Here is a 21,600-nt window from a genome sequence, read left to right on the forward strand (position 1 = left end):
ATTGCTCAGCCTAAATTGTGGTGGCCAAATGGAATGGGAAGTCCTTTTTTGTATGACTATAATTTTAAGATTCGTCAAGGAAAAGAGGAAATTTATAAGAATTTAAAATTTGGATTGCGAAAAATAGAATTGGTACAAGAAAAGGATGAGGTTGGAAGTAGTTTTTATTTTAAAATAAACGGAAAACCATTGTATATAAAAGGAGCGAATTATATTCCGCAAGATAATTTTGTAACTCGAGTTTCAAAAAATAAATACGAAAAGCTTATCAATAGTTCGATTCAAGCGAATATGAATATGCTTCGTGTTTGGGGAGGCGGAATTTATGAAGATGATATTTTTTATGAATTATGCGATGAAAAAGGTTTGTTGGTTTGGCAAGATTTTATGTATGCATGTGCTTTTTATCCTGGCGATAAAGATTTTTTGAACAATGTAAAACATGAAACCATAGATCAAGTGAATCGATTAAAAAATCATACGTCGATAGCGCTTTGGTGTGGAAATAATGAAATTGATGAAGCGTGGCATAATTGGGGATATCAAAAACAAATGGGATGGTCGAAAACCGATTCATTATCTATTTGGAATGATTATCAAACTACATTTCATCAAATTATACCAGGTGTTTTAGATTCACTTTTACCAAAAAATGAAAATCGTTATTGGCCTTCATCACCTTCGGTAGGTTGGGGAAAAAAGGAAAGTTTAACACAAGGAGATTCTCATTATTGGGGTGTTTGGTGGGGAATGGAACCTTTTGAAATGTATGAAAAGAAAGTTCCTCGTTTTGCTTCTGAATATGGTTTTCAAGGAATGCCAACTATTTCTACTATAAAAAATATGTTTTCGACAAATGATACGTTGAGTTTAAATTCTAAGATTGTTTCTACACACCAAAAACATCCAAAAGGTTGGGAAACAATTAATGAATATTTGCAACGAGATTATGTAGTTCCAAAAGATTTTGTATTGTATAATTATACTTCTCAATTACTACAAGCACGCGGAACTCAGATTGCAATAGAAGCGCATCGTCGAGCAAAACCGTATAATATGGGCAGTTTATATTGGCAATTAAATGATGTTTGGCCTGTCACTTCTTGGTCGTCTTTGGATTACTATGGGAATTGGAAAGCCTTGCATTATCAAGTGAAAAGAAGTTTTGAGAATGTTCTGATTTCTGTAGAAAAGAAAGAAAATCATTATTCAGTTTATATTATAAATGATTTATTTGAAAATTTAAAAGGAAATTTAAAAGTTTCTATTCAAGATTTTAAAGGAAAACAAAGTTGGCAACAAGCGAAAGAAATTTCTGTACTAGAAAATTCTTCAACTGTCGGAATTGTGTTAAACAATGAAATATTAAAAGGAAATAATCCAAATAACATTTTTTTGAAGATTGAATTTCAAACCAAAAATGAAAAATATACCTCTAATTATTTCTTTGTTAAACCAAAAGATTTGATTTTAATTCGACCGATACTTTCAATCAAAAAAATCAATGATTCAGAATTCGAAATTTCGTCTAATGTTTTAGCTAAAAATATTTATTTATTAGATGATGATAATGAATTTGATGACAATTTCTTTGATTTGATTCCAAACGAAAAAAAGATTATTTCAGCTAAAAATCCAATCAAAAATTTGAAAACGTATTCACTATTTGATACCAAAGAAATTACGAAATAATCTGATGAAAAAATAAATTTAATTCTTCATCTTTAGATAAACCAAACTTTTGTTTTAAACGATATTTGGTCATACGAACACTTTTTGGCTCGATATTAAGCAAATTCGCAATTTGTTTGGTATCCATACCAAGATAAATGTATGAACAATATTTCATATCCAAAGGAGTAAGCTTCTGTTTTGAGTGAGCGCTTAATGTTTTGAAAAAATTTGGATGTAATTCTTGAATACGAAATTTTGTTCCTTCAAAATCATTGTCCATCATATTTTCTTCTCGAATAACTTGTTTAAGATTGATTGAAGAATCGTTTTTAATTTTGTCCTTCAAATCTTTCAACACATTATTTTTATGCTCCAAATGCAGTTGACTTGCCAAAACTTCATCCTGTAATTTTTGTTGTTGCAAAGTCAATAAATCTTGTTCTGCTTGCAAACGTGCTTGCTCTTCTTCTTGTAATTGCAATTTCAAATCAGCTTCATGTTTTTCTGCATTCAACTGATTTTCTCTTCCAACAGAATAACGTAATCTAAAATGATAGGATCTAAACATAAAAAAAACACCAATTAAACCTAAAACTCCCAAACAGATATATAAAATGCGTTCTTTTTTTAAACTTTTATTTTTTGCTTCAAGGTTTTTAAGCTCAACTTCTTTTCTTTCAGATTGAAATTGTGCTTCTAATTTTTTTGCAGTTTCAGCCTGATCTTGATTGTATAATTCGGTTGAATATTCGGTTGCTTTTTTTTGATATTCGAATGCTTTTTGATATTCTCCTTTTAACTTATAGAGATCTGCTAATTCGGTTGAATTACTTAATAAAGCATAAAAATCTTTGATATTTTGAGTGTACAAAATTTCATTTGCTTGAAGCAAGTAAGTTTCAGCTAAATATAATTGATTTGATTCAATTGCAAGTTTGCTTAAAATCCCTAAAGCACCAGCCGAAATATTTTGAGAATTAGGAATGTTTTTACACAATTCTACAATTTTCAAACAATTGGTTTTAATTTCTTCTTTTATATGCGAAGATTGATTTGGATTATATAATTCGTAATCAGAAAGATTTAGTAGCGCAATAGCATAATTGTATTTGGTAACTTTTGAAGGATTTTGTTGACTAATTAAAACCGCTTTTTTACTTATTTCAATTAATTTTTCAAAATCTTTTTGATTTTTTGTTTCATGATACCTTAATGATTGCGCAACTCCTAAATTAGCATAAGTTGTCACCAACAAATTTTTATCACCAGAATCTTCTGCATATTTTAAAGATTTTTCTGCATATAGAATTGAGTTTTTTGCATCATTTAATGTTGCATGAATTCCATATAAGAGATAATTTGATTTTGACTTTAAAATAAATTCATTTGGAGTTTGTTCCAATTGCGAAATAAATTGTTGAACCGTTTTTTGTGATTTTGTGTAGTCACCTAAATTCAGTTGATGATAAGCTACAAGATACTGATAATAAGCTTTAGGAAGAAAATCTGTCGATTCTTTTGTGATTTTTTGTATCGTATCAAGTGATTTCTGCGCTTTCTCAAATTGTTGTTGATTTTCATAAATAACACCCCGCTGCACATAAGCTTTAACCAATTCTAACTGATTATTTTCTTTTTTTGCTAAAATAATTTGTTGATTGATATAATAATCGGCCTTTTTATATAGGTCTGATGTTCGACTATATTCAGAAAGTTTGTTTAGTAGCTCAAACTTGTCTTTTGACGAAATATTTTTTTGTTTTAATTCTATTTGTAAGCTATCAACGTAATTAGTTTGCGCAAACAATTGATTGCTTTGTAAGCAGATTATGAATAGAGTAATAAATCTTAGGAAGGTTTTCATACTTCAAAAATCGTAAAAATCTTACTGAATAAAAAATTCAGTCTATAAAAAATTTAGAAATACTAAAATTTAAATAATTGATTGATAATAATGTATGTAATTCTGTAGTCAATCTGTAGTTGTTTCGTTTTTTGGTTGTAGCTACTAAGTAGTAAGCAAGTTCTTTGATTATTTTTTGATTTATAACAAATTTGTATCAGAAAATTATTCAAAAGCATAATCAACAAAAATTATAACAATGGACAACAAAACATTATCAATCGTATCATACATCACTTTAATCGGATGGTTAATTGCTTATTTTGTAGGAAAAGATAAAGCAGATGATTTATTAAAATTTCATTTAAAGCAAAGTTTAGGACTAATGATTTTTTCTTTTCTTTTACAAATTGTTTTAATAATTATTATTTCAATAACAGGAATTGGAATGTTAAGTATAATAAGTTTTATTATTCCTGTTTTAATTGTTATCGGAATTATTAACGCTGCAAATGGTGTGAAAAAACCTTTACCAATTATTGGAGCAATGTTAGAAGATAAATTTGCTTTTATCGGATAAAATTTCTCAACTAAAACTAAACAGTTTTTTTCATAAATTCTTTTTTGGGATGGAAAGTATTATCTGAAAATCCCAAATTTTTCATTCAAGCATTTACTTTTATATATAGAAGACATAATAAATACCTAACCAACTAAAATCATAACGTTAATCCCATAATTAACAAAGTATAATAGCACATTATGTCTTCGAAAGAAAGAGATTGTTTTTTAGCAATCTCTTTTGTTTTTTCTCCCTATTATTAGTGAAATTTAATTTAAGATTTGGAAAATTGAATTTTATTGACTTAAATTTGCACTGATAAAAATCATAAGTTTAACTATTAATACCGAAGAATAAAATGTTCAATCAACGTACATATCAAAATTCAACTGTTGCAAACGCTTTTGCAATGTGTATTCTTCGTGCTATAAATTCGTAAATAATTTACTTTACATATTCTAAAGCCCGAAGATATCTTCGGGCTTTTCTTTTTTATTCTACTTCAGAATAACTCTTAAATTTTTCCGAGGAGGAAATAGTTAGCACTAACTATTTCAAAAACATGATTTGTTAACAAATAATCCATGTTATGGAAGATTTAATATTCTTTTTTACTCGATTACGTTCAAAAAGAGAGAAGAAGAGATTGATAAAAACAGCAAAAGAAAAAAATGTAAGAAATAAATATAAACGTCAAAAAGAAATTTTTCTTGAACAAAAGAATATTCAGCTTGTTCCTTTACAAGAACCTTATCAAAAAGGTTTTGAACGATATTTTGTATTGAGAGAAGATATTAAAAATGAGAAAGAAATTAATTTTTTTACTCAGCTATTAAAGAAAATTAATACCTCTCAATTTTCAGATACCAGAAAGTTTGTCAAGAAAAGGAAACGATATGGCAAAAAAGTTTATGTTCCAAGAATTCAAAATTTGAAACAATTGCAACCGTATGAATTTTCGGGTTCACATTCAATTTTGAATGATGATGAACGTCGATATTTTGCATGTATTCAAGTTTATGATCCTGTGTTGAAGCGTTTCAAAGGAATTTATGAATTTCTTCAACCTTGGCGATTTCGATTAATCATCAAACCAAATATGATTACGCATTACAAACCACTTGATATTGATTTGAAGCGTGAAGAAGCGCAAATCGATCATTTTTTTGACAATTATAAAAATAAATCTTTGATGTATAAGAAAATTATAGGCAAAGGCTATTCTTATCATCGAAAACCAAAATTGAAACATCCTTTTAGGAAAAGGAAATTTTTTAACAATAAAAATTCAGCATTAAAAATTGCTGAAGTACTGATGAATAAAGAACATCAGTTATCTAAAAGACATTAATCATGGGAAATAAAATCTCTGGAAAGGACTTTATAAAATTAGGCTTTCCAAATAATAATTCGATTAATATTGTTTTAGGACAAATTCATCGATACAGAAAAAAAGAAAAGAAACAAACGATATTAACAGAAGCAAAAGAAGTATTACTTGAGCCTGAGAAATATGTAGGTCATGGTATTTGGGGAAAAGTAGCAGAAGGCTTGATAAAACCTGTTGAAGTTAGATTGCAAGAATTAAAAACAACACGTTCACCTTTCTCTATTTTTGGAGAAAACGAAATCGATGAACAGGCAAAATTTCAGTTATATGATGCTTTAAAATTACCAATCTCAGTAAAAGGAGCTTTGATGCCAGATGCACATTCGGGTTATGGATTGCCAATTGGTGGAGTTTTAGCAACAGACAATGCTGTGATTCCATATGGAGTTGGTGTAGATATTGGCTGTAGAATGAGTCTTTCGGTTTATGATTTACCAGCAAGTTTTCTGAAAGGTAAATCACACCAATTGATTCAAATTTTACAAGATCATACCAAATTTGGAATGTATGAAACACATAAAATAAAAGTAGATCATGAAATTTTTGAACGATCAATTTTTGATGAAATTCCACTTTTGAAAAGTTTAAAAACAAAAGCATATCAACAATTAGGAACTTCGGGTGGTGGAAATCATTTTGTGGAATTTGGAATTGTAAAATTAGATGAGGTAAAACCAGAATGGAACTTGATTCCAAGAGAATATTTAGCAGTGCTAACACATAGCGGTTCGCGTGGTTTGGGCGCCAATATTGCAAAACATTACACGTATTTGGCGGCGAAACAATGTCCGCTTCCAAAACAAGTGCAACATCTGGCTTGGTTAGATTTGGATACGCATGATGGGCAAGAATATTGGGCTGCGATGAATTTTGCAGGAGAATATGCAAAGGCTTGTCACGATGATATTCACCGAAGAATTGCAAAAGCATTAGGAAAAAGAGTTGTTTTTAATATTGAAAATCATCACAATTTTGCATGGAAAGAAATTGTAGATAATGAGGAACGAATAGTTCATCGAAAAGGTGCAACACCTGCAGGGAAAGGAGTTCTTGGAATTATTCCAGGTTCTATGACTGCGAATGGTTATATCGTAGAAGGTTTAGGAAATGAATTGAGTATTAATTCGGCATCGCATGGTGCTGGACGAAAAATGTCTCGTGCGAAATGTAAATCCACGATTACCAAAAGTTTTATGAACTCGCAATTGAAAGATGCAGGAATTGAGTTGATTGGTGGAAGCGTAGATGAAGCGCCTTTTGCGTACAAAAACATAAAAACTGTAATGAGTTTGCAAACTGAACTGGTGAAGGTCTTAGGAACTTTTACACCGAAAATTGTACGAATGGATAAATAATGATGATGAAAAAGATAATTCAAATCACATCTGGAAGAGGTCCTGTAGAATGTAATTTTGTGGTGACCAATGTTTTCAAACGTTTTTCGGAAGTATGTATAAATTCTGAGATTAAGTTTAATATAATTGAAAGAGAATTGGATAAAGATTTTCATCAACTTTCATCTGTTATTATAGAACTTGAAGGAATAGATTTAACGAAGTTTTTAAAATCATGGATTGGAACAATTTTATGGATTGGAAAAAGTCCGTATCGTAAATCTCATCAACGGAAAAATTGGTTTATAGGTTGTTTTGAATTAGAAATGCCGAAAGAATATTCAATCAATTCAAATGAAATTGTTTACCAAACGATGCGAAGTTCAGGAAATGGAGGACAAAATGTGAACAAAGTAAATTCTGCTGTTCGTGCAATTCATCAACCATCTGGAATATCTGTTGTTTCGATGGATTCACGTTCACAACATCAGAACAAAAAAATTGCAACAACTCGTTTGTTATTGAAATTACAAGAATTTGAAACGAATAGAATCAAAGATTTGATTCAAGAAAAATGGAACAATCAAACTTCTATAGAAAGAGGAAATCCTATTAAAACATTTCGAGGAGAAAAGTTTGTTGAATAAATGAAAACCGCTCATTATGAGCGGTTTTTTTTGATTCTATTTTTTCAAGATTGCTTGGATAATTCCTTCCAAATTCTCATTGAATTCGAGCAGTTGAGCAAAAACTTTGTCGTCTTTATTCAGACCACCATGTTTGTTATTTTTAACAAATGTTGCTTTAATTGTCTCCCAACGATTTTTTTCTTCAGCAGTTATCAATCCTGCAATTTCTTTTAATCGTAACAAATTCGATTCTGTATCTGTTGTCAACGTTTGTGATTCACTTTCGTAATGCGCTAAAATCGTTTCATTAATTTCTTTTTCGTTCATCATTGGAACTATTTTCGAAACCAATTTCGACATATTTCTGTACGAACCTTGCATTTTGAAAGGAGGTTCTGTCCTATAATCATCTTGCATTGCAGCACTCGAAATATAATTTTGATTAACTTTTACGACAATATTTCTAATCTTAATCACATGCTTTAAAACGGCAATAAAATCATCAATTTCTTGCTTCAAATAATTACCTTCCAAATCTGGCAATTGTTCTTGATTTTCTGTTGCAAAATTTACAAGTTTATAAAAATCACTCAAACTTTTAGATGCAATTTTTTCTAAATACGGATTGTCTCCTGTTGCATTTTCAATCAAACTTAAATTGAACAACGCTTCGGTATCACCAATTACATCACCCAAATTATAAACATCAGCCCGATTGGCTAACATATCAGGAATCTGAAATTTCGATCCACTTTCAGTATATGGATTTCCAGCCATTACGATACAAAAACGCTTTCCACGTAAATCGTAAGTTTTACTTTCACCTTCAAAAATTCCATCAATTTTGCGCTGTCCATCCGCTAACGAAATAAATTTCTGTAAAAATTCGGCACTCAAATGTTGAATATCGTCTAAGTACAACATCACGTTATCTGCCATTTCGAACGAAAGATTAATCTTTTTTAATTCTTCTCTTTCGCCTGAAGTTTTCGCTTCAATCGGATCAATTGACGTAATAGTATGCCCAATCGTTGGGCCGTTCACTTTCACAAAATGTAAGCCCATTGTCTTGGCTAAATATTCCATCAACGTCGTTTTTCCATAACCTGGAGGAGAAATTAACAACAACATTCCCATTCGAGCAGTACGTTTATTATCACCTGCTGTTCCCAATTGTTTAGCTAAATTATTTCCGATTAAAGGAAAATAAACTTCGTTGATTAATTTATTTCGAACAAATGATGTTAAAACTTTTGGTTCAAATTCAGTAATTTTTAAATCCTTTTCGTATGATTTCGAAATTTCTTCTTTTAACTTTTGGAATGATTTAAAATTTGGAACATCGACGTTTGTGAAATGTTCTAATTTCGAAATAAGTTCATGATAATTTTGTGTATAAATGCCATCAATTATTACGGCATGATTTCCTTTTAAATCGTCAATTATGATAGATGAATTTCCATTTGTTAACTGAAATTTATCTTTAGAAAACAATAACATCGTTGCTACTTCATTTACAACATTTCTGTAAGTTGAAAAATTTTCATTTTCATCGATAAAAGAATGAATCCAGTTTTCGATCAAGTAAAATTTTTCTGTGAATGAAAATTGTTGATCATTAATCAATGTATTAAAATCATCCGAATTTTTATTTTTTTCTAAGTAATTGATAAATTCTTTTCTGAACATTTCAGCTTCATTACTCATCGAAAAAGCTTGATATTTCGTAAAAGTTCTAAATAAATAATTGGCAACTTTTTCTGAGGTTGTGATTGTTTTATCCCATTCAGTTTCCCAATTTTCAAAAAGCTCTTTGATTTCATTTAGAATATTTTCAAAACGATTTGAATTCGGAAAATTTTTCAAAATTAATTGAGCTGAATTAATCATCGCATTCAATTTATCTTGCAACTTTTGTTCTAAAGAATACCAGAAAATTTGAGCAGTTGTACGAGTTTGAGCATCAAATTGTAAAACATCTAATTTCGAATTAATGTTTACCAATTCAGTAAAAATTCGAAGTGCATCAAAATTGTGAACACCTTTTATATAACCTTCAGAATAATTTTGTTCAATGATTTGATTGATAAATTTTTCAGCATCAAAATCATTTTCATTTCTCGCTAAAAAAGCTTGATAAGCTAAATATTCAGCACGATAAATCAATTGATTTTCCGAAACAAATTCTTGGTTCCAAATATCTTGGTAACGATAAATTTCATCGTTTTTAACTTTTTGATAGAAACTTGTTCCAGTTAAATGATAAAATAATTCGTTGTTACGATTCAACAATGTCAATGCTAATTGCTGTGTATTTACCGTGAATTTATTTTGCCCAAGCGCAATAATATTTTGTCCATCAACAAAAAGTTCGGTTTTGTCACGTAAAACACGAAGCGTATCTTCTTGCGATTTTTTTAAAAGATTTTCAAGGTTTTCAGCTTTCGAAACATCTTTCAAATCCTTTAATTCTTGAATGATTTGACGCATTTTATCAATCATCAAATCCGAAGAATAAAACGCTAAGATTTCTTCTTTTTCAGAAAAAGTTTTGGATTTATTTTCGATATTTTTCAAAACGCGCAAACCAATTTGCTCTAATGAATTGGTGCGTTTGTTAGTTTGTTCAACTAATTGTTCGCGCTTCGAATTGAACGCTTTGATAATTTCGTCGCGTTTATCTGCAATTTTTAAGGCGAAGTCATCAAAATCAGAAAATTTACTTTCTAATTCTTCAAGCTGAACAATGATTTTTGTATTGTATTCTTCTGTTTTTTCGGCAGTTGTTGATAACTCTAAAAAGTTGACCACACTTTGCTCCAACAACGTAATTTGAGCAGAAAATTCTGCAACAGCTTCTTTACTTTTTAAAGCAGAAGTTTGACGTGTTAATTGTGCACGAACTTCGTTAAGCGAAGCAAAAATAACCGAGATTTTCTCAATGATTTTTGTTGTTTGCGTTGCGTCTTCAATTTTTAAACTGTTCAGAATATCAATCAATAATTCTAATTCTGAAGCAATTTTAAGACAGGCTTCTTCGATAACTTTCGCATCAATAACTTTCTCGATAGAAGCTACTAAATTTTTCTGTTCAGCAACTTTTTCTTCGTACGGAATTAGTGCTTCATCTAATAAAAGAAACTCAATTGTTTTGGTTGATAAATTTTCGTTTACCTTTTGCAATTGATTTTCTAATTCTTGAACACGCTCTAAATTGATATAACGAATTGAACGTAAATCAATAACTTTTCCTTGAATTTTACGCGCTTCAGCTAAATGTTCAACCAATAAATCCAATTGATTGTAGGTTGTACTATTTACTTTGAAAACGATTTCTTCTATCGATTCTTCCGTTTTTTCTAAGGTTTCTTGCGCAAATTTTTTCTGAATTTGAACTTTTGCAAATTCATCAATCGCTGTATTGGCAACTGTTTTAATTTCTAATAAAGGAATCGCAAGCTCAAAAGTATCTTTGTCATTGATCCAAAAATATCCATCAACAATATTATTCGCTTTTTTTACAATGTCCTCGTATAAACCTTCGTACGAATCTTCTTTGTTGATTAATTGAATAACCTCCTGAGATTCAGCCATTGCTTTCACAATGTCTTTGTTTCCAATTTTATATAATGGATGATTTGTTTTCTCTGTGTTTTCAATCAAACGTTCAACATAAGGTGTTTGCCAAATTTGAACTTGATGATGTCTTGTCGCTTCTTCTTCGGTGCGGAAATAAATTAAACTCCCATCTTTAAAAATCGTAAAACCATTGCAAACGATAGGTGTTTCCACGGTTTGTTGAATGATATTGTACGATAAAAGAATGTATGTATTGGTATCTTCTTGATTGAAAATGTACATAAAATCTTCTCCGTTTGGAGAATTTACACGACGGAAAAATTGAAAATGCTCTAAATTATTATTATCGAAAAGATGATATGTTCCGTTTTGTAAATAATAACCATTCGAAAAAATTAAACCTTGATTATCGGGTAACAAAACTGCCGCATCTAAAAGTGCAGGAATGTTGATAACTTCTTTGGTGCGAACATTAAAAATATAGGCTCTGAAATCCTCTTGAAACGGTTTGATTTTAACCGCAATTAGATTTCCTAAATCAGCATAATAATATTCGGCATCATCTAATTGTTGATCTAAATGTGTCACTTTTTCAGTGAAAATTCCTTTTCCAGAATCCGTATTATCTTCAATTTTAAACGTAATATCGCCGCCAATCGCTTCGATAAAAATTTTATCTAAAATAGAAATATGCGGAAATTTCCCTAATCGACGATCATCGATAGACGTTTTTTGCCATTCGAAATCAAATTGATCTGCTTTTTTTACTTCGTGAATACTGCGATCGTCTTGATAAATTAATTTTCCGTCTTTGATTAACCATTTAAACGCTTTTAAATCTTGTGCGCTTTTACTAGTTTGGAAAACCATGTACAGATAATTATCTGTTCTACGAAATTTAGAAAAGATAGAATCGCGGTAATATTTATATAAATTCTGAAAATCGGTAAAGAAATTTTGGTCATTAATTAGGTCGAGAGGTTGAGGAATAAATTGATTTTCTTGAAACAGATAAATACTAAAAACATCGCTCAACTGAATGTCTGTACGTAAACCGAAATGCACGTTGTACCCAAAAATACACAACTTATCGAATGCGATAATTCCACGAGCAACGCATGTATTTTCTGTCGTAATTCTTTGGTTTGCGCTTAATGCAAAATTGGTAGAATTGAAGACTTCTTTTCGAGCATCATTCAATTTCGTTAATCTTTCCGAAAGAAAATCTTTTTGTGTAAGAAGTCTTTTTCGGATGATTTCGTACGCGCCTGCATCAAGCGTTTCGGTAACGTTAATATTTTTTTCTTCTTGCATTAAATTAAAATCTAAAAGGTGATTAAACGTTTAATTAAGAGCGATTTAATGATAAAATTCCAATCACTCTATTATTGTTTAATAGATTAACCTATTTTCTTGTTTGAAACGCCTAACTGATTTGCAATTCCGAAAAGAGAATTTATAAATCCAGTATCTTCGTTATTTCCAGAAGCTGTTGCCGCTTGCTGTAATTTAATTAATGCAGCAGTAATTGTTAAGTTTTTGATGTCGTTTGATGAGATACCATATTTATCGGCAAGACTTCTTACTTTGCCAGCTAAATCACCTCCGCCATCTTCGTCAATTAATGCATTTTTTATATCTGTAGCATGTTTAGAATTGTTAATTAAATGATCAAATCCTTTTGCATTAGAAACTTGTTTGACAATATTTTCGAAGAACATTGTTTCTCCACCAACAATATCAATTTTCGCTGATTTCAATGCATTTGATAATACCTCAGCTTGTGCTCCTGCAATATCTTTTTGAATGTTGATATGAGCTAATTCAATATCTTTTTCTTTTTGTAATTGAAGTTTGAACTCTTCGTGCTCTTTTCCAACGCCGTCCAATTTCTTCATTGCTTCTGCTTTTTCTTCGATTCCTTTTGCTTCTGCTAATGCTTTTTCACGAACAACTTCTGCTTGCGCTAAACCTTCTTTACGCATTGCTTCTGCTTTTTTCTCGATTACAGTTGCTTCTACAGTTCCTTGTTTTTCTTCTGCTTCTGCTTTTGCAACCATTACTTCAGCTTCTGATAAACCAATTGCTGCTTCTTCTTTTGCCTGTGCTTCTGCAATAATTTTACGAGCTTCTGCTTCTTTCGAAGACGCTTCTTTTTTAGCTTCCGCATCAATTAATAACTCTTGTGCTTTACGTTCTGCAACTTGTTTTTGAGCATCTGCTTCGATTACTTGACGAGCTGCTTCTTGTTCTGCCGCAATTTTAGCAGCTTCAGCAGCTTTTACAGTTTCAATTAATCGCTCTTCAGCTTCTTGAGATGCAGCAATAATTCCAGCTTGTTTCTTACGTTCAACCTCACGATAAACCTCAACATCTTTTACACCTTGCTGCTCTTCGATTACGCCTTTTTCTAACAAAACACGTTCTTTAATTACGCCTTGAATATTTTTCTTTTCAACCTCTATTGATCTTTCTTTATCAATCTGAGCTAAAGTCACAATACGCTCACGTTCTGTTTGCTCTAATGCACGATCTTTTTCTACACGTTCCGTTTCGATGGCATCAGTACGAACTTTATTTTTTTCTGCGATAATAATTTGACGCAATTTATTTTCTTCTTGAACTGCTAATTGCTCTTCTGTTGTAATACGAACAGATTCAGCTTTTAGACGTTCTTCTTCACGAACTTTTGCAATTTCTGCTTCTTCGCGTGCTTTTATATTTTCGATTTCTCTGCGTTGACGCTCTTCTTTTTCGGCTAATTGACGCTCTAGTTCTAAGATTGCTTCGCGCGCTTCTACATTTTGTTTTTTGATTACTTTTTCTTCTTCACGACGAATTAAATTGGCATTCATATTCTGTTGAGCTGTTAATTCTGTGATTTTTTTAATCCCTTCAGAATCTAAAATGTTATCTGGGCTTAAAAATTGTAATTCAGTTTGTTCTAAGTAATCAATTGCACAGTCATCTAAAATGTATCCATTCAAATCTGTTCCGATTATATTTAAAATTTCATCTCTAAATTCACGGCGAGCTTCGTATAATTCGATAAAATCGAACTTTTTTCCAACCGTTTTTAAAGCTTCTGAGAATTTAGCTTCGAAAATACTTTTTAATGTTTCTGGTTCTGATGCTCTTTCTGTTCCTAAATTTTGAGCAACATTGATAACATCATTTACTGATTTATTTACGCGTACAAAAAATGCAACTTTGATATCTGCACGAATGTTGTCTTTACAAATTAAACCGTCGTGTTGTTGACGAGCAATATCAATTTTCTTAATCGAAATGTCCATAATTTCCATCTTATGAAAAACTGGAATTACGTACATTCCTTTGTTGAAAGCAACTTGCGAACCGCCAACACCAGTACGAACGATGGCTTTTCCTTGCGGAACTTTTTTATAGAAAACACTTAAAACTACGATGAAAGCAATAAAGATGAAAACAATCACTCCGACTGCTAAAAGAATAAAATTTGTCATGAGATTTTTTTATAAGTTTTGATTGATTTAGTTAATAATTAAGGTTAGTATATCTTCGATAATAAACGAAATAAATTGAAAGATTAGTATCATGATTGGGTTAAATATTGTTTAAAGTAATGTGTTTAATGACTAAATAATAATGATTTGAAGGAGATTCATCTGTAATAATAATGGTATCTCCAAAATTTATTTCTTCACCAGTTTGACTTTTAATATTAAGTGTAATAATATCTTTATCGACTTGAAATTCAGCAGAACCTATTTTATCTCCTGTGATTTTAGACTTCGATTTTCCAACTCTTCCGATAAAATCAGTTTCTTCTTCTCCGTGATAACCCAATTCCGCATATACTTTTACAAGTGGTTTTGTAACCCAATGCATCATAAAGTACGTGATGATGAAGACTGGAATTAAAACTAGAACCGAGTAAAGACCTAATTTACTTAATCCAAAAACAATTGAAGAAATAATGGTAATAACCCAACTGATAAATTTGAACAACGTGATAATGACCATTAACGGAACTTTACCAACATTGATAAATTCTAAGCATTGCGCCCAAAAACCTGGTTCGTGATGCACGTCAGCATCAGCATCATGGTCAGCGTCTATTTCGTGATGCGCATCAACATCATTGATGTCTCCAATATGAAAATCAGAATCTGTTCCGAGATCAATTCCGTCACCAGCTAACAATTGAAACACCCAATAGACAAGAGAAAACCCCATTAAAATGGTCATAATTCCATTTGCCAATGGATTAAAAAGTAGGTCTAAAATTTCAGTCATTTAGTGTTAATTTTTAGTGTTAAACTTGTCTCTTAAAGGTAAAATAAATTCTGTAAGTTATTCCATTGTTCGATAATGGAGTTGAAGAAGTTAATTCCCATCCTTCTGCTCCATATTTATTTAATAATTTATCTAATGATTCTTGATCGATTGTAACTTTGAAAATACCTTGTTCAGCTTTAATTTCGATTGTTTTGTATTCAAATTTTGCCATAAAGAATTAATTTTATTCTTGATTTTTTGATTGAATCTTAAGTTTTAAAGCTTCTAATTCATTTTGAATTAAATCTCCTTTTAGCGTGTCATTAATTTCATCATCAGCCGATTTCGAATCTTTTGACATACTTCCGTAAGCTTGCGCAAGCGCTTCGTCTTCTTCTACTTTGGCTTTCATACGCTCTAACATACTAATTGTGCTATTCGCATCAATTTTTGCCATTTGTTTATTCACTTGTTTTGTAGCGTCAGCAACTTTTACACGTGCTTTTAACGTAGTCAATTCATTTTCCCATTTATTAATGTTGAATTTAAGAACCTCAACATTTTTATGCACTTCATTAGCAGATTTTTCGTGAATGATAACTTGATTTTCTAATTCAGTTATTTCTTCTAACAATTGATTTTTCAAGCCCAAAGCTTCTTTCGCTAAATTCTCGGCTTGTTCAACTGTAATTTCATTTCGTCCAGCTTTTTCTAATAATAGAATTGCTTTTCGTTCGTAATCTGCGGCTTCTTCTTTCTTTTTGTCCACACTATTTTGCGAACGAATTGCCATTGCTTTTACTTTTGCATAAGCTTCTAATGATTGATTAAGATCATCGCGCATTTCACGAATTCCTTGTTCAGTCATTTTAATTGGGTCTTCCATTTTTTCGACAACAGAATGTATTTCTGCTTGTCCAATTCTAAAAATACGTTTAAAAATATTCATAGTGATGTTGTTTTTATTGTTTAGAAAATTCGATTAATTGAGCAGAATATTCGCTCATCAATAAACTCAAAGAGTTTAACGTTGCTTCAAATTCGTTTTGATCAAGATTCGCAATTTGAAGTGTGTAACGATAAATAACTTTGTTTCCGTCTTCTGTTATTGCAAAAGCACCATGAATGATATCGCGATTTTTCATCAACAACGCTTTTAGCATATCCAGATTATCATTTGTAATTGTAAATAAATACAACTCGAAAATGATAACGGGCGGTGCAATTCCTACAATCAGATTTTGAACACCATCCAATAAATTTTCAATCATAAAAACACCATCTTTTTCATCTTTGTAACTGATGGTGTAATTTATGTTTTGAATAAAATTTTCAATCTTCGAAAAATAATTCATTTTGTTGTTATTAGTGTTTTTTGTAATTTGTTTCCATAAAATTAAACAATTTGCTAAAATAATTAGCAAATAAAAATGTTAAAATTTTAAATAATGACGAAAATAGGTGAAAATATAAAGAAATTAAGACAAGTTAAGAACTTAACTCAACAAGCTTTTGCTGATTTATTTGAAGTTAGTAGAGGAAATATTTCGTCTTATGAAGAAAAACGTGCTGAACCAAAAATAGAAACTATTTTTCAAATTGCTAAATATTTTAGCATACCTATTAATCATTTGATTGAAAAAAACTTGACAGTTAACGAAATATTACATTTTGACAACTATTTTGAAGAGGCTGATGCTTTGCGAAATGTTAAAAATTTGAGCGCAATTCCTTTTTTATCAAGAGAAGTAATTCAGTTAAAAAAAGAATTATTTTCGAATATAGAAAACTATCCGTCGATTTATTTTCCAATCTATAATTCGCATCAATTTATTGCAATAGAATATTCTTCGAATATCGCTTCACCTATCGATTTTAATGAAGAGGAATCTGCTATTTTATTTTTTGAACATTTGGAAGTGGAGCGTTTACATTTGGTAAATGATAAGTTTGGTTTGTATTTGAATGATGATGAAATTTTTGTAGGAAAGTTTATACAACAAGACAATCAATTGATTTTGGAATTAAATCAATGGAAGCAAATTATTTTTGATGTTGAAGAAATTCAGCATTTTTACCAGTTTTATGCAGTTTATAAAAAGGTTTAATAATTTTATTATTAGATATTCCATATATTAGATGTTTCGACTCCGTTTTACTCGCTCAACATGACAAGAAAATGAAATATAGGCTGATAATTGATGTCATGTCGAGGAATCGAGACATCTTTACTAAAAACTTATTTCACTTGACTTATAACTTATACATAAAACTTTTTACACCTTAATATAAATTTTCTTTTTATCTAATAAATACGCTAACCACCAAAAGAAAGCCAAGAAAATTAACGAATAAACAAATGAACCGATTTCTGGAATTCCAGGAATTTTAGCACAAATATTTTCGTAAAACCAACCTAATGGAGAAACGAATTTAATTTCTCCTTTATCATTTATACCAGCTTCAATTCTGATTAAACCTAATAATCGAGGTAATAATCCGCTCAAAACAAAGATGAACAAAGGATTTTTTCCAAAAACATCAAAGAACTTCATTAATCGATTTTTAATCCCTAAAATTTCGATGAACCAAATCATTGATCCGATTGTCAAAATTGCTAAACCAGTTGTGTTGAAAACATATGAACTACTCCAAACCTTTTTGTTGTACGGAAAATCCCATTGCCAAACGTAGCCAATCGTCAGTGCAATTGTTCCTAAAACAAATAAACCTGCCAACATTTTATATTGCGAATTATCTGTTGTTGGTAAAGGACGATTTAACCAATTGATATTTCCTTGTTTTTGAATATAATCACCAACTAAATACCCAAATAAAACTTGAGGAATAGTAGAAATTGTACTGTAAATACCTTCTGGATCGAATGGAATTCCTTCTCCTTTATAAATATGAGCTAAACCAAGTAATTGATTATCGATTTTGGTTCCAATAAAACTTTCTAACGAATAAGGATCTGAAGTTCCTAAACTAAAAGTTAAAATCCAATACAAAATAAGAATAGCGCAGCTGATCCATAAAACTTGTTTTTGTTTAAAATAGAAAGCAATAATCGAAGCAAAAAAATACGCAATAGCAATTCGTTGTAAAACGCCCATTATTCGAATTCCACTTTCTTCCGAATCTTTCCAAGCTTTAAAAATAAGTTCGTTGTTATCCCATTTCAAAAAAGGCCACCAATTGATAAATAATCCAATTCCGAAAATTATAATTGTTCGTTTAATAATTTTTTGCCAAAAAATCTGTTGAGGTTGTTGTTGCAATTTTGGAATCACAAAAGCCATTGCATTTCCTACCGCAAATAAAAAGAAAGGAAAAACTAAATCTGTTGGCGTACATCCGTGCCATTGCGCGTGCTCTAATGGATCGAACATAAATGACCAAGTTCCAGGGTTATTGACCAAAATCATTAAGGCGACAGTTGCGCCACGAAAAACGTCCAACGAATAATATCGAGCTGCTTTCATCTCTTTTGTGTTAATGTTTTAAAGATATATCTTTTTTGAAATTTTTAGCAATCCGTGTTTAGATTTTATCCTATAATAATTCATACCTTTAATCAACAATAACAAACAATCTATAAAGAATGAGAACGGAGTCAGATTTATTAGGAGAATTACAAATTCCTGAAACTGCTTACTACGGAGTGCAAACGCAACGAGCGATAAATAATTTTAAAATTTCAAATAATTATTTGTCTCATTATCCAGAGTTTATTAAGGCTTTAGGTGTGGTTAAATTAGGAGCTGCAGAAGCAAATCATGAATTAGGAATATTATCGAAAGAATTATTTGATGCAATTTCTTTTGCTTCGAATGAGTTAATTGCTGGAAAATATACAGAACAATTTCCGATTGATATGATTCAAGGTGGTGCGGGAACTTCTACGAATATGAATGCGAATGAAGTAATTGCAAATATTGCATTAGAGCATTTAGGAAAACAGAAAGGAGATTATCAATTTTGTTTACCAAATGATCATGTGAATTTATCGCAATCTACGAATGATGCGTATCCATCAGCTTTGAAATTAGCTTTGTTTAATATGAATAAACCGTTGGTAGAGGCTTTGACAAAGTTGTACGGAGCTTTTGAGAAAAAAGCAAAACAATTTGAACATGTTATAAAAATGGGACGAACGCAATTACAAGATGCGGTTCCAATGACATTAGGTCAAGAGTTTGAAGGTTTTTCAAATACATTAAAAAAAGAGGTTGATAATTTAAACCGAATTGCTGCTGATTTATTAGTGATTAATATGGGAGCAACCGCTATTGGAACAGGTTTGAATGCCGTTCCTGGTTATGCGCAATTGTGTACAACAAAGATTGCAAAAATTATGAACGAAGATGTTTCGTTGGCAGATAATTTAGTTGAAGCGACTTCGGATACAAGTTCTTTTGTAGATTATTCGTCTGCTTTAAAACGTCTTTGTGTTAAGTTATCTAAAATTTGTAATGATTTGCGTTTGCTAACATCAGGTCCAAGAACAGGTTTGTTCGAGATTAATTTACCTCCAAAGCAACCAGGTTCTTCGATTATGCCGGGAAAAGTAAATCCAGTAATTCCAGAAGTGGTGAATCAAGTTTGTTTTAAAGTTATTGGAAATGATTTGACGATTACAATGGCAGCCGAAGCGGGACAATTACAATTAAATGTAATGGAACCAATTATTGGTTTTTCTATTATGGAGTCAATTCAATATCTAACAAATGCAATGAATACGTTGCGTATTGAATGTGTGGACGGAATTACTGCAAACGTAGAACATTTGAAAAATGAAGTACAAAATAGTATTGGAATTGTAACAGCGTTAAATCCTTATATTGGTTACAAAGCAAGTACAAAAATTGCGAAAGAAGCTTTAGAAACGGGAGGAAGTGTATATCAATTAGTTTTAGATCATGGTTTGTTGTCTAAAGAGCGATTAGATGAGATCCTTGATCCTAAAAATATGCTTGGTCCGCATATTTAGAAGTAGTGAGTTAATAGTTATGAGTAATGAGTTCGGAGAAAACTTAGAACTTATTACTCATAACTTAAAACTTATTTTAGTAACCGTATAAATCTACTTCATCAGTTGGAAGTAAATCTACTTTTTTACCCATTTTTTTCTGAATGATTTTGAAATGATGCAAATCTTCTTCAGTTATCAAACTAATTGCTTTTCCGTTTGCATTTGCACGACCAGTACGTCCAATTCGGTGTACATAATCTAAAGGCGATCGAGGTAATTCGTAATTAATAACTGTTGGCAAACCTTCGATATGAATTCCACGTCCAATCAAATCTGTAGCAACCAAAACACGAACATCACCTAATTTAAAATCTTCTAAATTATCCATTCTCGCTCCTTGCGATTTCTTACTGTGAACAGCCATTGCAGAAATTTTATTCTTTTTTAGTTTCTCAACCAAATTATCTGCAGTTCGTGTCGAGGAAACAAAAATCAATACTTGTTCTAAGTTTTCAGATTTAATTAAATATCTTAAAAATGGACCTTTTGTTTCGGCATCAACTTTATAAGCTATTTGCTCTATTTGCTCCAAATCAATTTCTTGTTTTTTGATTTCAACAACAAGAGGATCGATGTTTAACGTAGATTTTATCTCATCAATTTTATCATTTAATGTAGCAGAAAATAGAATTGATTGTTTCTTTTTCGGAACACTTTTCAAAATTCTATTCATCTCATCACCAAATCCCATTTGAAACATTTTGTCTGCTTCATCAATCACCAAATATTGTAATTGATCTAATGATAAAGCATTATGATCCATCAAATCCAATAAACGACCAGGAGTTGCAATCAAAACTTCAGTTCCATATAAATTCTTCATTTGTGGATTAATCGAAGTTCCACCATAAACAGCTTGTGTTTGTACTTCGCGACGTAAAGCAGTTTGTAATCCTGCAAAGGTTTGCTCAATTTGAACGGCTAATTCGCGAGTTGGAACTAAAATTAACGCTTTCACAGCACGAGATTTTTCGTACGATTGATGTTGAATTTTTTGTAACAAAGGCGCAACAAAACACAAGGTTTTTCCAGAACCAGTTTTTGCAATTCCCATTACATCTTTACCTTTTAAAATAGGCGGAATGGTTTCGGTCTGAATTTCAAAAGGTTTTAAAAATCCAAGTTTTGTAATTGCTTTTGATAAATATGGTGATAATCCTAAATTTTCGAATGACATATATTGATATAAGATTACAAAGGTAGAGATTAAATTTGAATGAAATTTTAGGAATAATTACTCGTTTAATCATTTTTAATCGTGATGAAAATGAAAGTTTTAAAATCATTTCTGAAA

The 21,600-nt window shown here is 30.8% G+C and carries 16 protein-coding genes; 7 read left to right on the top strand and 9 right to left on the bottom strand.

Annotation, left to right across the window (positions count from 1 at the left end):
* Positions 1–15 precede the first annotated feature (15 nt).
* Positions 16–1,692, top strand: coding sequence for a glycoside hydrolase family 2 protein (locus AC2I98_RS13070; protein WP_486412099.1), 1,677 nt, complete (start codon positions 16–18; stop codon positions 1,690–1,692).
* Here the strand turns inward: AC2I98_RS13070 and AC2I98_RS13075 are convergent.
* Positions 1,682–3,538 (bottom strand): helix-turn-helix transcriptional regulator, encoded by a 1,857-nt coding sequence (locus AC2I98_RS13075; RefSeq protein WP_486412100.1) that lies wholly within the window; start codon positions 3,536–3,538, stop codon positions 1,682–1,684. The genes AC2I98_RS13070 and AC2I98_RS13075 overlap by 11 nt on opposite strands.
* A 238-nt stretch (positions 3,539–3,776) precedes the next feature.
* Here AC2I98_RS13075 and AC2I98_RS13080 point away from each other — a divergent pair, with 238 nt between their 5' ends.
* The 4 genes from AC2I98_RS13080 (at position 3,777) to prfH (ending at position 7,450) form a co-directional block, all read left to right on the top strand.
* The gene (locus AC2I98_RS13080; protein WP_486412101.1) at positions 3,777–4,097 is read left to right on the top strand and encodes a magnetosome magnetite crystal formation protein family; all 321 of its coding nucleotides are present in this window, start codon (positions 3,777–3,779) and stop codon (positions 4,095–4,097) included.
* Between the two features lie 571 nt (positions 4,098–4,668).
* On the top strand, positions 4,669–5,430 hold the full coding sequence (locus tag AC2I98_RS13085; RefSeq protein WP_486412102.1) for a hypothetical protein: 762 nt from the start codon (positions 4,669–4,671) through the stop codon (positions 5,428–5,430).
* A gap of 2 nt (positions 5,431–5,432) precedes the next feature.
* On the top strand, positions 5,433–6,824 hold the full coding sequence (locus AC2I98_RS13090; protein ID WP_486412103.1) for an RtcB family protein: 1,392 nt from the start codon (positions 5,433–5,435) through the stop codon (positions 6,822–6,824).
* Positions 6,825–6,829: 5 nt separating this feature from the next.
* Entirely contained in the window at positions 6,830–7,450 is a 621-nt protein-coding gene (gene prfH / locus AC2I98_RS13095; RefSeq protein WP_486412104.1) for a peptide chain release factor H, read from the top strand.
* Between the two features lie 36 nt (positions 7,451–7,486).
* On the opposite strand, the gene AC2I98_RS13100 is transcribed toward prfH, so the two are convergent.
* The 6 genes from AC2I98_RS13100 to AC2I98_RS13125 all read right to left on the bottom strand — a co-directional run bounded on the left by AC2I98_RS13100 (position 7,487) and on the right by AC2I98_RS13125 (position 16,626).
* Positions 7,487–12,325 (bottom strand): DNA repair ATPase, encoded by a 4,839-nt coding sequence (locus AC2I98_RS13100; RefSeq protein WP_486412105.1) that lies wholly within the window; start codon positions 12,323–12,325, stop codon positions 7,487–7,489.
* An 86-nt stretch (positions 12,326–12,411) separates the two neighbouring features.
* Positions 12,412–14,496, bottom strand: coding sequence for a flotillin family protein (locus tag AC2I98_RS13105; protein ID WP_486412106.1), 2,085 nt, complete (start codon positions 14,494–14,496; stop codon positions 12,412–12,414).
* A gap of 100 nt (positions 14,497–14,596) precedes the next feature.
* On the bottom strand, positions 14,597–15,289 hold the full coding sequence (locus AC2I98_RS13110; protein ID WP_486412107.1) for a hypothetical protein: 693 nt from the start codon (positions 15,287–15,289) through the stop codon (positions 14,597–14,599).
* Between the two features lie 19 nt (positions 15,290–15,308).
* Complete coding sequence (locus tag AC2I98_RS13115; protein ID WP_486412108.1) at positions 15,309–15,503, bottom strand: DUF4177 domain-containing protein; 195 nt, start codon at positions 15,501–15,503, stop codon at positions 15,309–15,311.
* A 12-nt stretch (positions 15,504–15,515) separates the two neighbouring features.
* Positions 15,516–16,220, bottom strand: a complete 705-nt coding sequence (locus AC2I98_RS13120; RefSeq protein WP_486412109.1) for a PspA/IM30 family protein — start codon at positions 16,218–16,220, stop codon at positions 15,516–15,518.
* 13 nt (positions 16,221–16,233) lie between these two features.
* Complete coding sequence (locus AC2I98_RS13125; RefSeq protein ID WP_486412110.1) at positions 16,234–16,626, bottom strand: type III secretion system chaperone family protein; 393 nt, start codon at positions 16,624–16,626, stop codon at positions 16,234–16,236.
* Positions 16,627–16,719: 93 nt separating this feature from the next.
* On the opposite strand from AC2I98_RS13125, the gene AC2I98_RS13130 reads away from it, so the two are divergent.
* On the top strand, positions 16,720–17,379 hold the full coding sequence (locus AC2I98_RS13130) for a helix-turn-helix domain-containing protein (protein WP_486412111.1): 660 nt from the start codon (positions 16,720–16,722) through the stop codon (positions 17,377–17,379).
* Positions 17,380–17,547: 168 nt separating this feature from the next.
* On the opposite strand, the gene AC2I98_RS13135 is transcribed toward AC2I98_RS13130, so the two are convergent.
* Positions 17,548–18,756, bottom strand: coding sequence for an acyltransferase family protein (locus tag AC2I98_RS13135; RefSeq protein ID WP_486412112.1), 1,209 nt, complete (start codon positions 18,754–18,756; stop codon positions 17,548–17,550).
* A gap of 119 nt (positions 18,757–18,875) precedes the next feature.
* Here AC2I98_RS13135 and aspA point away from each other — a divergent pair, with 119 nt between their 5' ends.
* Positions 18,876–20,264 carry an aspartate ammonia-lyase gene (gene aspA, locus AC2I98_RS13140; RefSeq protein WP_486412113.1) on the top strand — a complete coding sequence of 463 codons (1,389 nt, stop codon included), beginning with the start codon at positions 18,876–18,878 and terminating at the stop codon, positions 20,262–20,264.
* 76 nt (positions 20,265–20,340) lie between these two features.
* Here aspA and AC2I98_RS13145 read toward each other — a convergent pair whose 3' ends face one another.
* A complete protein-coding gene (locus tag AC2I98_RS13145) occupies positions 20,341–21,483 on the bottom strand; it encodes a DEAD/DEAH box helicase (protein WP_486412114.1) in 1,143 nt (380 codons plus the stop codon).
* Between the last annotated feature and the right edge of the window lie 117 nt (positions 21,484–21,600).

The organism is Empedobacter sp. EJD.6dd, from assembly GCF_057369435.1.